Consider the following 14,281-nt stretch of genomic DNA (forward strand, 5'->3'; position numbering starts at 1 on the left):
AAAACCAAATGCACCAAAACCGCCCGACTTATCACCGATCACTATCAAAATCGGTTACGTCAACAATGTTGCGGCGAGATAAAAGGCATCTCAATCCATTCCAATACCTAAACGTGAGGATACCGCGCTTGTAGCACCACACAATTGGTCCTCGTGATGTTTTGTAATAATCTATCACCTCCAATACATCAATATCTGTTATACCGGCAGCTTTACCAGCCTCTACCGATTCAGACAGCATTTTTACTGATATCGACCAACAGGTTCATTATACAAGTTCTATTTTAGCTGAATTTAAAATCTTAAATTGGCCTATCGAAAACAACAATTGAACATGTTTAATTTTTTTAAGAATAGCTCCAATTTCCCAAAAGAAAATAATAAAGACCGCATCTGGCTGGATGACGATCGCTTGCTTTACCTCGATCATGGTAATGAAGAAGAAGTAAACTTATCTCAATTGCGCTATGCATATGTTCAATTGTTAGCTGGAGTTCCCTACTTATTTCTATTTGACGATCACCAGCATTATATTCCCGCGAGTTCGCAAGGTTTTTCGAAGGTCTATCCCAAGTTGTCCGAACAATTTGGATTTGATGATGCATTATTCTTTCATACCATTAAGCAAAAACAGGACTGCAAGGCCAAAATCTGGATCCAGCAACAACCCTGCAACTATAATATCCTACCCGGTGGCTTTGAAGACGGCCATGTAGGTTTTGAGGTTTATACTGAACCATCACAATTTATTTCTTGGGATATCAGCTTTGCTGACATCAAAAAACTCGGTATTGGACATGAATATGCAAACGAATATGGGACAATCTATTTCAAAATAGATTACGCGGTTCGTATCGGCAACCTACGGCTGAAAGAATTGGAAATTTACTGCGATGATATTCCACCGCATGTTCCTATTCAAGAATATTTTATCACCATTTATGACGAGTCCAATACAGATAAAAGCTACAAAGACCTCCGCGATCTTTGGTTAGATAGCGAAGACTATGACGCGGAGGATTATGGTTACGAAAGAGAAGACCAATGCTATCTATCTTTTGATTTTGGCGATCACATCTCCTCCTCCATCTGTTATACCTACGATGATGAGAGCAACTACGACGATGGCGGCACCTCACTCCATTTTTACAACCACCGTGATTATCCTTATCTTTTGGAAAACTCAGTATATGATCAACTCATTGAGGTGACCGAACTTGTTAAATTGAAAAACAAGTGGGACATTAAGGAGAATTTCCGCAGAAATGCTGCTGTAAAAAATATTCCCACAAGCATACAACAACAACTGGGAAAGTCAAGTGGCATCTGGTTGGACAAGAAAAATAATAAAATTGGCTTTGCTGGACGGGAAACAAGCCTAATTTACGATATCGAGGACATTGATTTCTTCGAAATTGAGAATGCCCTACCTGCAAAAGGTCCTGGGTATGCCATACTGCGTGCGAACTTAATCAATGGGAGATATAATTATATTTTTGAAGCCAATACATACGAACTGGATCCTTATGCAATCACATTGGAAAATTGGACGCATAAAAAAGTATCGATACCGGAAGCTTATTATAATTGTTAGTGCTAATAAGTTCCTACTTTCCTTCAATCATTTTGAGATTATCGACTAACCGAAATCACCAAACATCTCGACCAGACGTATTTAGGCTATCTCTGATGTAGTTTAGTACTTCATCATTTTCATCCGACTGCTTTAACCGTTTCCGAAGGTTTACTAACCAATCCTCTAATGCTTCAGCGGGTGATTCACCATTTCCAAAAACACCCTCATGCGGATCTGGCCCTAATAAGCACCAATAAGACGTTTTTTCAATGAATACCACGGGACGCAACTCCCTAATTTCTTTGGGTAGTTCTGGCGCCTCATAATCGATCGGAACGATCTTTTCTTGCGCTATTCTCATTTGTTTCATTTTCCTTTACAATTTTTTAAGCTCCGCTTCCGGCCAAGTAATTAACTCCTTTAGCAGATAGGTCTTCGGCTCGGTCTCATCAGCGAATCGCTCCAAGAACTCCGGTAGATCTCCTTCGACTTTTAAAAGCTTCCCATCCTGCAAGACATCATAGCCTTCTGCCAACCATTGTTCTATTTTCTTTCTATTGATTTGAATATGTTCCATAGTAAAATATTTAAGCTTATGCCATCGTAAATGGGTTTCCAATAAGTTCTTCAATCCTGTATTTATCAAATGAACAATGTTCAAGCGGATATCGTTTCAACAAGTTAGGTTGAATCCCATAGAGTTCGATTTTAATATAAATAAGGAGCTAAAATATTATCACCAAGGATTAAGAACAGCATAAAACAAAAATAATTCACTTATAATAAAACAGTTAATAAAAAAATCATTTTTAACCAATGAAAAACCTCCACTTGGCAAAGTATTTGTTATAACAGCGAAAGTTTTCAAATCGAAAACTTAACACTAACATTTTTTAAAATATCATGAAAAAAGTACTTCTACCTATTCTGACACTTTTTACATTCTTATTTGTCATCAATGGAGAGGCAAATGCACAAACACCTTATCGTACAGCTCTTGGTCTCGGTATAGACCTTGGCGATGGCCAGACACTATTCGGCCCACAGATAAAACACAGTTTTGGCAGAAATGATGCCGTAAATGCACAAGTATTGTTCGGAGATAACATTACAGTTGTTGGTGTAGACTATTCGTACAACGAACGTATACGGGGAACACGTGGCCTATCTTGGTATGTTGGTGTAGGTCCTCAGGCATCGTTTATCGACTATGGTAAATGGCATGGCGATTGGGATGATGACTACCACTGGAAAGACGGAAACACACACACTCATTTTGCAATCCGTCCAGCTTTAGGTTTAGAGTTTAGAATTCCTTCAGCGCCATTGGCAATGCATTTTGACTGGAAACCTTGGTGGAACTTATCTCACGGATCGAATTTCGAGGCTTCCCGTTTCTCATTGGGATTCAAATTCGTTTTGAAATAAAAACTGATATTCAGAAACAAAAAATCCTGCAGGCGCAACGTTCATGCAGGATTTTTTGTTTTTAGAGGACTTCAACATATACTTCTCCGCTCGTAATCTACCTATATTTATCAGCAACGGTCACTTAAGAAGATTCTTTTTTAATTGGCCTTTTTTTTCAGGAATACTTTTATGTACTTATCAATCTACTTAAGGTGTCTTTATCTTTAACCCAACAAAGAAAGTTCGGGGCATATTAGGACCATAAATATAATTGCTATCCCGATTTTTACCTGTATCAAAGTCATGTTGGTAAGCATTAAAAATATTCTTCACCCCAGCATAGACTTCGATCACATTTTTAAATTTTGACAGACTAAAAGTATGTGACACTTTACTATTTACCTCTGAGAATGCTTTTGTATGAACCATTTGATCTTCCGGAAAATTGTCCGCACCACCAGCATGAGCGATCGTCATCTTACCCGTGTACACATAGTTCAGATTGATTGTCCAGCTTTTATCCGGTGTAATATTGAGGTTTGCAAAACCATATTCATCTGGTGTTCTCAAGAATGATCTTGTAGCTTCTATACCCTCTAGATAAGATACAGGATTTTCATATTTACTCTGCTGCAAGGTAAATCCAGTTTCCAATTGCACCTTTTTATTATAATTGGCGCGCAATTCTAAGGTCCCTCCTGCTACTTTTGCATTATTTCCATTGCGCTTTTCAAACACCTTACCAAAATCGTCGGTACCGATTTCCTCAAGTACAAAGGCATTTTTCAGCTGTGTATAGAATCCCTCCAATGTAAAACCCGCAATCCACTTCTCCGTGGCTTTATCATAGTTTACCGAGCCGCTGAAACTCTTTGATCGCTCCTCCCGAAGATCTGGAGATAATTGAACACGTGAAACACCACCACCCGCAAAGGCAATATGAAGATCTGTATCAAATGCCTGTGGCGCCCGAAAACCTGTCCCATAGCTTAGACGAAACTGCGTATTGGCCGCATGCTTATATAACAGCGCTACACGCGGGCTGACGATTACCTTGTCCAATAGATTATGCTTATCCACACGAACCCCAGATAGCAAGTTAAATTTCTCCGCAAAGTCCCAGTCACTCTGAAAAAAGCTACCCCAATCTTTCGTATGCTGATCAACCAAATAATTATAACTTGGAATTTCATCGTAAACCTTATCGGACACATATTCCGATCCAATCGTCAACACATTCCGATGGTTCAAAAAATTGCTGATCTCATGGTTCAATTGAAAACCACCCTGCAATGTTGTTGTCTTTGAATCGCCATAAGGAGGATTTTTGAGATGATTTTCAATCTCTTCTGGACTATCGGGGAATATTCCGGTATAATGTTTTCTATTGGTATTTTGAAAAGCTGTATAGAAGATCAATGAGGATTTATCCTGGTTAAAATTAATCTGATAATCCGCACTTCCCATCCATATTTTGTGGGTACGTTCCTCAGACTGAAGTGTAAGGTAGGCCGGTTTTTTCGTCATATCACCCCCAAATCTATATTCATTCAGATTGCTCAAGGAGACTTCCAACTTTTGATTGTCCGAAAACCGATAGAATGAGTTGATACCGAAGGAGGTATTTTCAATTTTAGGTATTTCCGAAAAATTATCACCATTTGCATCGTAAAAGCCACGATCACGCTTATTGAAGAAAAAGGATGTTCCAGCGTTCCCCTTTTCATTAACCAAGGAGGCATTTCCGCCAAGATTAAAATCACTTGTTTTTCCATCAATGCTTTGGTAAAAAGAATTGACTTCATAACCACTCTGCTTCGGTAATTTGGTAATCACATTGACTGTGCCCCCTATGGCGCTTGAACCATATAACGAAGAACCGCCACCTCGAACCACCTCAATCTTTTCGACCATATTGACAGGCAATTGCTCCATACCATAGAGTCCCATCAAAGGACTGAAAATAGGCCGGCCATTGATCAGTATCTGCGAATACCCTCCCTGGAGTCCATTCATCCGCAATTGAGTGTAGTTGCAGGTCTGACAATCTGTTTCCACCCGCAAGCCCGGCTGGAATTTCAATCCCTCCGAAAGATTACATACCTGCAGGTTGTCTAGGGTTTTACTATCCAAAATATTGACGATCACTGGGCTTTCAGTTTTTCGTTTAAATGTCTTCGTTCCTGTTACCACAATTTCATCCAGCAAAAAGATGGACCCATTTAAACGGATATCCTTGATCTCGGATACATGCTCGATCTTGATCGAATCGCGATAAGTATTAAAACCAATATGCTTCACTTCTACTTCCCAAGTACCATAGGGAATCTTTTCCAATGCAAATTTTCCAAGCTCATTGGATTTGGTGCTCATCTTAAGAAGAGGGATAGCCACGGATACCGACTTCAGCGGAAGTCCATTGCTATCATAAATTTTACCTACTACCCCACCTGTCTGCCCAAAGGAAATAAATCCGATCAGCATGAATACTGTTGTCAAGAGAACTCTGAATCCCATCATCATTGTTTTGTTTTGATTAATTATAAATTTAGAACTACAAATCTAACAAGTTAGATTAAACTAACAAAATATTTTCTAACATTACTATTAGACACAACTAATATTTGGTAAATTTGTACTATGATATCACAGACCGAAGAGAACTACTTAAAAGCATTATACAATCTGACCTACCTAAAAGGCGAGGCCAGCGTCAATGAGATCAGTAAACGACTGGAAATCAAAATGCCAACGGTAAATAGTATGATGAAAAAGCTATCCGAAAAAGGTTTTGTCCATTACGAAAGCTATAAACCCCTCAAGCTTACAGAAGAAGGAAAAAAAGAAGCTGCGCTTATTATTCGCAAACATCGACTTACCGAAATGTATCTCGTTGAAAAGATGGGCTTTGCATGGGATGAAGTTCACCAGATCGCGGAACAGATCGAGCACATCCATTCACCTGAATTTTTCACCAAGATGGATCAATTATTGGGCTACCCGACAGTAGACCCCCATGGCTCGCCGATTCCTGACCATAATGGTGTAATGCGTTCGGAAAGTTATATCTTTCTCGACACATGCAAAACTGGAGACGCAGTGACGTTAATGGCTGTACAACCCTCTTCCAAAGAATTGTTACAATACCTGAGTGCCAAAGATCTTGAATTGGGCACAACATTAACCATCCTTTCCATTGAGCCCTTCGACAACAGTATAACAGTCAATTATGGCAATCGAATCTCAGAAGTACTCAGTAGTAAAGTAACTGCTACACTACTTGTACGCCCCATTTCTTAATAATAACTCTTCCGTATTTTCGGGTCACCCATCCATACTTGCCAGGAGTCTGAACATAGGACTCCCATTTTTTTCTAATAGCCCAAAAACCTCTTCGGCACATTAGCCCATTTGCATCTTTTGACTAAAATATAACGTTATATTTTGTTAGTCTAATCTAATTTTATAATTTAGCAACACTAAAAACAAAATAAGAAATGATAAACAATCAGGTGATCGCATTGGGGTTATTAAAAAAAGGGGAGCTTGCAAGCATCGCGGGAATAGCGACAGACTGTCGCCAAGAAATCCGACAGCGTTTACTTGATCTAGGTTTTGTCAGGGGCGCTGAAATAAGCATCCAGAATATAAGTCCCCTAGGTGATCCGATCGCCTATAATATACACGGCACCCTGATTTCACTTCGTAAAGATGATGCCTTACATGTATTGATTATCCATAAATAGATGACGATGAAAAAACATACAGCATGCGAAACCTGCCAGCTGAATCCCACTTCGGATCTAAAGCAATGGGGAGCAAATTTGGGAAATTCCACCTACACTGTTGCTTTAGCGGGAAATCCCAATACAGGCAAAAGTTCCATTTTTAACGCGCTAACGGGATTAAAACAGCATACTGGAAACTGGCCGGGTAAAACTGTTACGCGAGCTGAAGGAAGTTATTCACATAGAGGCGATAAATTTAAAATCATTGATCTCCCCGGCATCTACTCCTTACTTTCTACATCCGAAGATGAAGAGGTCGCCCGAGATTTTATCCTATTTGGCCAACCCGATGTCACGGTCATTGTCGTCGACGCTAGCAGGTTGCAACGCAATTTCAGTCTGCTTCTTCAAATCCTCGAAATTAGCAACAAAGCGGCCTTATGTCTCAACCTTATGGATGAGGCACGACGTCATCGGATAGAGATTGATGTACGAACCCTATCAAAGGATCTCGGCATACCTGTTATTGCCACCAGCGCCCGTACTAAAGAAGGTCTTTCAGACCTCTTGGCTGCCATTCATCAAGTGGCTGACGGTAGTTTCCTCCCCGAAAAAACAACCTCTTTTCAGTTGACAAAGCAAACTGGCACTGCTGTTGCGACAATAGCCAACGATCTCCATACGCTGGACAGCAAGCTAACCAACACGAATTGGCTGGCCATGCGTCTGATTGAAGATGATAAAAGCATTATTGATGCCTTACAAAATGGACAACTATCCAATTCCATTGACTGTGAAAACTTAGCTCCTATATTGCATCGCGCCACAGCATATCGATTTAAACTAGGAGATAATTATCGAAATGAGCTGGTTGAAGCGATTTATGCAAAAGCGAGCAAACTGGTAAAAGACCATGTTTCAACAGATTCGGACAGCTATTCATTTCGACTGGACCGCAGTATCGATCATATCGTCACCCACCGTATCTGGGGATTTCCGATTATGTTTATGCTGCTCGGATTGATCCTTTGGCTCACCATCACAGGGGCAAATTATCCTTCACAAATGCTATCAACGTTATTGCTCGATCATGTTTATCCGTTTTTAAAGGATACGTCAACGGACATGGATATTCCTGTTTGGCTAGGTGGTTTTCTGATTGACGGGATCTATTTAGCTACTGCCTGGGTCATATCGGTCATGCTGCCACCCATGGCGATCTTCTTTCCATTATTTACATTGTTGGAAGATTTTGGTTACCTCCCTAGGGTTGCATTCAATCTAGACCGGATATTCAAAAAAGCCGGTGCTCATGGCAAACAAGCACTGACCATGAGTATGGGCTTTGGCTGTAATGCTGCAGGTGTTGTCGCGACAAGGATCATTAACAGTCCACGTGAAAAATTAATTGCTATCATCACCAATAACTTCTCGCTGTGCAATGGAAGATGGCCCACACAGATTTTGATCGCCAGTCTTTTTTTAGGTATTTTAGTTCCTGCCAAATGGTCTGGCTCAGTCGCCATGTTTGCTGTAATTTTCATTGCGATCCTTGGTATTGCATTTACATTTTTCACCTCCTGGCTATTGTCAAAAACATTACTCAAAGGAGAATCCTCATTCTTTACGCTAGAACTGCCCCCTTATCGCCCACCGAGATTCTTTCAGACATTATACAGCTCATTCATAGACCGCACATTGATCGTTTTATGGCGGGCTATCATCTTTGCTGCACCCGCTGGTGCGATTATTTGGTTGATCTGCAACATTCATATCGCTGATCAAAATATAGCGCTCTGGCTCATTCAAGGCCTCGACCCGATGGGTTTATTTATAGGCCTAAATGGAGTTATCTTATTGGCTTATATCGTTGCCATTCCAGCCAATGAAATTGTTATCCCAACCATACTCATGTTAACTGCACTCACCGTCGGAAGTCCCGGGGCTGGTACCGGTGTATTGTTTGAAGGCTCAGCAAATGAGGTATCGACCTTATTACACGCGGGTGGGTGGACAACACTGACCGCCATTAATTTGATGCTGTTCAGTCTTCTTCACAATCCCTGCAGCACGACAATATACACCATTTATAAGGAAACAGGAAGTCGCAAATGGACGACAGTAGCGACATTGCTACCTGTATTTTATGGTCTGATCGTGTGCTTCCTGGTGACAAAAATTTGGGGCTTTTTTACCTGATCTTTTGACCTATGATGCCTGTCCATATACTGTGCTGATTGTTTGCAAACAGTTAAGTCTATTCGAACTAAACCTTAGCGACAACATCCGGCTATCGTATGATTTTATTGTGATCCCATTGATAAGTAATGGGATCTCCGGTTGCTATTTCCCGCTCAAGGATCTGTGCCGAGGTGAGATGTTCCAGATACATAATGAGCGCTCTTAAACTGTTACCATGTGCGACAATAAGAACATTTTTACCTGCGTCCAACTCTGGCTGTATGAAATTCTCAAAATACGGTATCACCCGATTGTAGGTATCTTTTAAGCTTTCACCGCCCGGAGGAGCTACATCAAAAGATCTTCGCCAGATATGGACTTGTTCCACACCATATTTTTCAGCGGTTTCATCCTTATTTAGTCCTTCTAAGTTTCCGTAGCTCCGCTCATTCAGTGCAGCATCAACGATAATCGGAATATTGGGCTTTCCGATCTCGTTGAGAATGATCTCCAAAGTATGTTGTGCCCGGATCAGTGTAGAAGTAAATGCGAGATCGATTGGTTCATTCATTAATGCTTTCCCGGCTTGTCGCGCTTCTTGTTGTCCCAAGACTGTGATATCAATATTTTGCCAACCGGTAAAACGGTTCTCAAGATTCCATTGCGATTGACCGTGACGGACTAAAAATAATTTTACCATTACTCCTATTATTTATTGTTTTAGCAGATAGCTACCCGAAGTGAAACACACGCATCGATGAGATTTACTGAAGGAGCACTACATAGATAATCAGCTACCAGATCCTATCTATTTGTAGCTATCCATAGACAAAATAATGCTTTGCGGTATTTTGTTTTAAAGGGATAGCTAATCTACGCTGCAAAACCTAAATTTAATTTATTATTCGCGCTCAAATAATTGTTCCTTGAATAAATCAAAAAAAAGCGCTCTCTTATGCTTCTCCATATTTGTTTTTTCTGCAAATTGCTGATAGGCTGATGTCGCTCTTTTCAGTTCGGATTGAATCTCATTTTGATCGAGTTGAACGTGAACAACAAGATGTAACAAATAATATAACACACGCTTAAGCATACGATCAGCCTGCTCGAAATCGCCTAAAGCAATATAAGTATTTGCGAGATTATTGCATGAGATAATATAGACCTGCATAACAGGAACTTCCAAATAAATACAGTCTGTCAGATGGTTATTTAATAGCTCCGCACTGGCCAACGCGCACTGATAACTCAATAAGGCCTCCTCAAATTTATCCGCATTATAAAGCGCATTGCTTGAAAGTGTTAAGGTTTGCCAATACCGCTCTATAGCACGTAGATCACTATTGGCCATAGCTTTTTGCTTTCTGTTTTAAAATTTTTATCGCTCGTTTCAATTGACCAATCTGCTGCATTTCTTTCGTTGCCAATTGAATATCAGCCTTCATCAGATTGGTATCACGAACATGACGTTCTAGCCTTTTTCTATTTTCCTCCAATAGTATGATCACATATTCCATTATTGTTTTTGTTATTTTATAAATAAAAATAATAAGTTAGTTTTATCTAACAAAATTATTAACAATAAATAACATCAAGAAAAACAACTTAGAGGAAGGATTAAACACATCAAAAAGCGTCATCTTTTAGTTGGCATTTTAAAATTCAAATTCGCCAACCAATAAATATTGCCCACAAAAAAAGCCTTTGAAATTACTCCAAAGGCTTTTTTATAATCAATAGAAAAGCGTTATGCTTTTTCTTCTTTTAGTGTCGATGTTTCTTTTTTGGGCTCTTTTTCTTCGAAACCTGAACGTAATATTTCATCCCATAATGACGAGCTCACACCGAATCCTTTTTCAGGATCCGAATAGTGATGTAACATATGATGCTGTTTAATGCGTTTGAAAATCCCACTCTTAAAGTTTGCATGGTGCATGGCATAGTGACATTCATCATAGATCAGGTATCCAATCATAAATCCGGAGAAAAAGCAAGCCAGGATAAACTCATTTGAAAAGAACAATGTAAATCCAAAATATACTAACGCTGCCAAAGGGATACTTGCCGATAAAGGCATCACCAAGCGCATCCGGTCTCTTGGATAGTCATGATGTACACCGTGAAAAATGAAAGCGATCCGTTTCCCCCATTCTGAGGTCGGATGAAAATGGAATACCCAGCGGTGGAGTGCATATTCAAACGCTGTCCAAAATGCCAAACCAAAAACAAAGTACCCAAGATATGTCATTAGGGAAATCTCTCCCCAAACCAGAGCTTTATACGAAAAGAAAACAACTACGGGTACATAGAAAATCAAAGGTACACTCCAGTGCACTTTCGTCAAAGACTCCAAAAAGTCATTTTTGAACATGCGCGTAGATTCCGTAGAATTTGAAACATAATTACGCTTTGCCATAATACTATTTTTATTATTCCCTCACAAAAATACGTATTTTAAGCACAAATGAAGAAGGTTCAAGACTAGAAAAACAAAATATTTGACCTTTTCAACAAAAAGGTTAAACACATAGTTAGGAAAATCTTAGTCTAAAACCTTTTATTTGATCTTTTAACTTAAACTTTCTTCAAATTTTGTCAATTTTGATCAAAAATACGTACGATCAAAATTGACAAAATCAAGACAGTTTCTTATTTGAAGTTGACTGTTCCGCCCGCCATTTTCTTTTCTACGCGCTGTTCTGGCTTGCCATACACATCGATTGTGCCGCCCCCACGAGTTTTTGTTTCAATAGAATCGATCACATTGACTTCCGCTTTTCCGCCGCCGTTCACTGTGACAAGAGTGGTTTTAGTTTTAAAATCTTTCCCCTCATATTTTCCACCAAAATTAGAGATAATTTCCTGTCTATCTGCTTTACCATAGAGTGCTACCGTTGCTCCCGAGGTCACTTTCACCTCAGCATTTTTCGCATCAGCATAGAGGTCCACCAATCCACCCTCCGATGCATAGAGTTTTAGCTGGTCAGATGACACGACATTATTTGATGTGGCAAATACCTTAGCCCCTTTTTTAGCCTCTATATTTTTCAAGCTTTTATAATACACTTTTACAGAGATATTCCCTCCTTGCAACATATTTAAGGTATTCATTTTTAGGACCAAGGCACCATTTGTATTGACTACCTTTACATTCTCGTGGTTCTGCCCTTCAAAGGTCACCAGGGATTCATTGGATTTGATCAGTTCTACCTGTATTTTATCTGTAGCGACAACTGAACTAAAATCGCCTACATTTTGTTTCGCCTGTCCGAAACCGACTTGAGTCATTAATAAAAGAAATGCACTGATTCCTAAAAATTTCATAGCTGTTTTATCTATATTTTCACCTTTTGATATGCTTCTCCGCTGTATCGTGATTTGCATCGTCACCAGGGATTGCATATTCATCCTGACTTATTCGAATTTCTTAATGTCAAAAAACACGCCAATCATCACTATTAAGCCCTTTTTTTAACCTATTTTGACAAAAAAAGGTGCCCTGCAATCCAGGACACCTCATATTATAATATATTTTGTTCAGCTTACAGTTTGCTGTTTACGTCTACTGCATTCAAATCAGCAAACGCCTCTTTCAAGCGAGCAACAAATGTTTCTTCACCTTTACGTAACCATACACGTGGATCGTAATATTTCTTGTTTGGAGAATCTGCACCTTCAGGGTTTCCGATCTGTCCTTGCAAATAATCGTGGTTTTTAGCTTCATAACCTCTTACACCATCCCAAAATGCCCATTGCATATCTGTATCGATGTTCATTTTGATCGCACCATAAGAGATCGCCTCAGCAATTTCTTCTGGAGAAGAACCAGATCCACCGTGGAACACAAAATTCACTGGTTTTTCAGCAGCAAGATTGTATTTTTCACGGATATATTCTTGAGAATTATGCAAGATCACAGGTTGTAATTTTACATTACCTGGTTTGTACACACCATGTACGTTACCAAATGCTGCCGCAACTGTAAATTTGTCGGATACTTTAGACAATTCTTCGTATGCGTAAGCAACCTCCTCTGGTTGTGTGTATAATTTAGAGCTGTCAACATCTGAGTTGTCAACACCATCTTCTTCTCCACCTGTAACACCTAATTCGATCTCTACAGTCATACCTAGTGGTTTCATACGCACTAAGTATTTTGCAGAAATTTCGATATTCTCTTCGATAGGTTCTTCAGATAGATCCAACATATGTGAAGAGAACAATGGTTTACCGTGTTGTGCGAAGAATTTCTCACCAGCGTCCAACAAACCGTCGATCCAAGGTAAAAGTTTTTTAGCAGCGTGATCGGTGTGTAAAATTACCGCAACACCGTAGTGCTCTGCCAATAAATGCACGTGTTGTGCTGCAGATACCGCACCCAATACACAAGCTTGCAAGTTGTCATTATTTAATGTTTTACCCGCATAGAATTGTGCACCACCATTTGACAATTGAATAATTACAGGAGAGTTTACTGCTTTAGCAGTTTCCATTACCGCATTGATAGAATTTGTTCCGATAATGTTTACCGCAGGCAAAGCAAATTTGTGTTTCTTTGCAACTTCAAACAACTCTTGTACTTGATCTCCCGTCAATACACCTTTAAAATCTTTTAGGCTCATATTACTGTTATTGATTTATTTTAATCTTTATTAACTCTTGAAGCTACTAAATTATTAAAAATAATTATCACTTCCTAATTTTTAAAGTGTACTAAATACACTATCAATTATTTGTTAGCATAATCCTTGTACGGTGATAAAGCAGACAGTTGTTCATCATCCGAGATGTAGTTTATCCAGCAAGGCCAATTCAAGCCAAATCAGATAGATTGACATGCAAACGCTCACAGACTCCCGGCACTGTCTAACTATTCAACAAAAAAACAGGTCTGATAAGGCATGAAATGCATCACGGATTATTTAAATTTGGGCTCACTAATATTGTAATCATTATGCTACAGGTATACGGTATCAAAAATTGTAACACAGTAAAAAAAGCCTTGACATGGTTAGAAGACAATCAGATTGCCTATCAATTTCATGACTTCAAAAAAGAAGGTGTCAGTGATGAAAAACTACAAGAATGGGAGAAAAAGGTTGACTGGCAATCACTGGTCAACAAAAAGGGTACTACCTGGAAGAAACTGACTGCAGAGGAACAAGCAGGGGTCGTTGATGCAAATAGTGCCAATAACGTATTAAAGGTACATACCAGTATGATCAAACGCCCTGTGATCGAACATGGTAAGGGTATCCTACTCGGATTCAGTGAAGACGACTATAACAGCAACTTAAAATAATTGTTACAAGCTCCTTAAAAAGGAGCTTTTTTTTGCCTTATGTACTTTTCATTGTATATTGTGACCAATAAACATAATTTAATA

At 39.3% G+C, this 14,281-nt stretch carries 15 protein-coding genes; 6 read left to right on the top strand and 9 right to left on the bottom strand.

Going from position 1 to position 14,281, the window contains the following annotated elements; genetic code table 11:
* Positions 1–334 precede the first annotated feature (334 nt).
* Complete coding sequence (locus tag LC454_RS06425; protein WP_223580778.1) at positions 335–1,594, top strand: hypothetical protein; 1,260 nt, start codon at positions 335–337, stop codon at positions 1,592–1,594.
* A 55-nt stretch (positions 1,595–1,649) separates the two neighbouring features.
* Here LC454_RS06425 and LC454_RS06430 read toward each other — a convergent pair whose 3' ends face one another.
* The gene (locus tag LC454_RS06430; protein WP_223580780.1) at positions 1,650–1,946 is read right to left on the bottom strand and encodes a hypothetical protein; all 297 of its coding nucleotides are present in this window, start codon (positions 1,944–1,946) and stop codon (positions 1,650–1,652) included.
* 6 nt (positions 1,947–1,952) lie between these two features.
* Complete coding sequence (locus LC454_RS06435; protein ID WP_223580782.1) at positions 1,953–2,153, bottom strand: hypothetical protein; 201 nt, start codon at positions 2,151–2,153, stop codon at positions 1,953–1,955.
* Positions 2,154–2,479: 326 nt separating this feature from the next.
* Between LC454_RS06435 and LC454_RS06440 the strand changes: the two genes are divergently transcribed.
* Positions 2,480–3,004 (top strand): hypothetical protein, encoded by a 525-nt coding sequence (locus LC454_RS06440; protein ID WP_223580784.1) that lies wholly within the window; start codon positions 2,480–2,482, stop codon positions 3,002–3,004.
* A 189-nt stretch (positions 3,005–3,193) separates the two neighbouring features.
* On the opposite strand, the gene LC454_RS06445 is transcribed toward LC454_RS06440, so the two are convergent.
* Positions 3,194–5,509, bottom strand: a complete 2,316-nt coding sequence (locus LC454_RS06445; protein WP_223580786.1) for a TonB-dependent receptor domain-containing protein — start codon at positions 5,507–5,509, stop codon at positions 3,194–3,196.
* A 117-nt stretch (positions 5,510–5,626) separates the two neighbouring features.
* Between LC454_RS06445 and LC454_RS06450 the strand changes: the two genes are divergently transcribed.
* The 3 genes from LC454_RS06450 to feoB all read left to right on the top strand — a co-directional run bounded on the left by LC454_RS06450 (position 5,627) and on the right by feoB (position 8,913).
* Positions 5,627–6,286 carry a metal-dependent transcriptional regulator gene (locus LC454_RS06450; protein WP_223580788.1) on the top strand — a complete coding sequence of 220 codons (660 nt, stop codon included), beginning with the start codon at positions 5,627–5,629 and terminating at the stop codon, positions 6,284–6,286.
* 197 nt (positions 6,287–6,483) lie between these two features.
* The gene (locus LC454_RS06455) at positions 6,484–6,732 is read left to right on the top strand and encodes a ferrous iron transport protein A (RefSeq protein ID WP_223580790.1); all 249 of its coding nucleotides are present in this window, start codon (positions 6,484–6,486) and stop codon (positions 6,730–6,732) included.
* Between the two features lie 6 nt (positions 6,733–6,738).
* Positions 6,739–8,913 (top strand): ferrous iron transport protein B, encoded by a 2,175-nt coding sequence (feoB, locus tag LC454_RS06460; RefSeq protein ID WP_223580792.1) that lies wholly within the window; start codon positions 6,739–6,741, stop codon positions 8,911–8,913.
* A 91-nt stretch (positions 8,914–9,004) separates the two neighbouring features.
* On the opposite strand, the gene LC454_RS06465 is transcribed toward feoB, so the two are convergent.
* The 6 genes from LC454_RS06465 to fbaA all read right to left on the bottom strand — a co-directional run bounded on the left by LC454_RS06465 (position 9,005) and on the right by fbaA (position 13,517).
* Complete coding sequence (locus LC454_RS06465; protein ID WP_223580794.1) at positions 9,005–9,595, bottom strand: 2,3-bisphosphoglycerate-dependent phosphoglycerate mutase; 591 nt, start codon at positions 9,593–9,595, stop codon at positions 9,005–9,007.
* Between the two features lie 201 nt (positions 9,596–9,796).
* Positions 9,797–10,246 carry a tetratricopeptide repeat protein gene (locus tag LC454_RS06470; protein WP_223580796.1) on the bottom strand — a complete coding sequence of 150 codons (450 nt, stop codon included), beginning with the start codon at positions 10,244–10,246 and terminating at the stop codon, positions 9,797–9,799.
* Positions 10,236–10,412 carry a hypothetical protein gene (locus LC454_RS06475; protein WP_223580798.1) on the bottom strand — a complete coding sequence of 59 codons (177 nt, stop codon included), beginning with the start codon at positions 10,410–10,412 and terminating at the stop codon, positions 10,236–10,238. Before LC454_RS06475 ends, LC454_RS06470 begins: the two co-directional genes overlap by 11 nt.
* Positions 10,413–10,642: 230 nt before the next feature.
* Positions 10,643–11,311 (bottom strand): sterol desaturase family protein, encoded by a 669-nt coding sequence (locus tag LC454_RS06480; protein ID WP_223580800.1) that lies wholly within the window; start codon positions 11,309–11,311, stop codon positions 10,643–10,645.
* Between the two features lie 233 nt (positions 11,312–11,544).
* Positions 11,545–12,219 (bottom strand): head GIN domain-containing protein, encoded by a 675-nt coding sequence (locus tag LC454_RS06485; protein ID WP_223580802.1) that lies wholly within the window; start codon positions 12,217–12,219, stop codon positions 11,545–11,547.
* Positions 12,220–12,437: 218 nt separating this feature from the next.
* A complete protein-coding gene (fbaA, locus tag LC454_RS06490; RefSeq protein ID WP_223580804.1) occupies positions 12,438–13,517 on the bottom strand; it encodes a class II fructose-bisphosphate aldolase in 1,080 nt (359 codons plus the stop codon).
* A gap of 332 nt (positions 13,518–13,849) precedes the next feature.
* Here fbaA and LC454_RS06495 point away from each other — a divergent pair, with 332 nt between their 5' ends.
* Positions 13,850–14,197 carry an ArsC family reductase gene (locus tag LC454_RS06495; protein WP_223580811.1) on the top strand — a complete coding sequence of 116 codons (348 nt, stop codon included), beginning with the start codon at positions 13,850–13,852 and terminating at the stop codon, positions 14,195–14,197.
* Positions 14,198–14,281: the final 84 nt, after the last annotated feature.

Origin of the sequence: Sphingobacterium sp. GVS05A (assembly GCF_019969845.1) — a bacterium.
Taxonomy (GTDB): Bacteria; Bacteroidota; Bacteroidia; order Sphingobacteriales; family Sphingobacteriaceae; genus Sphingobacterium.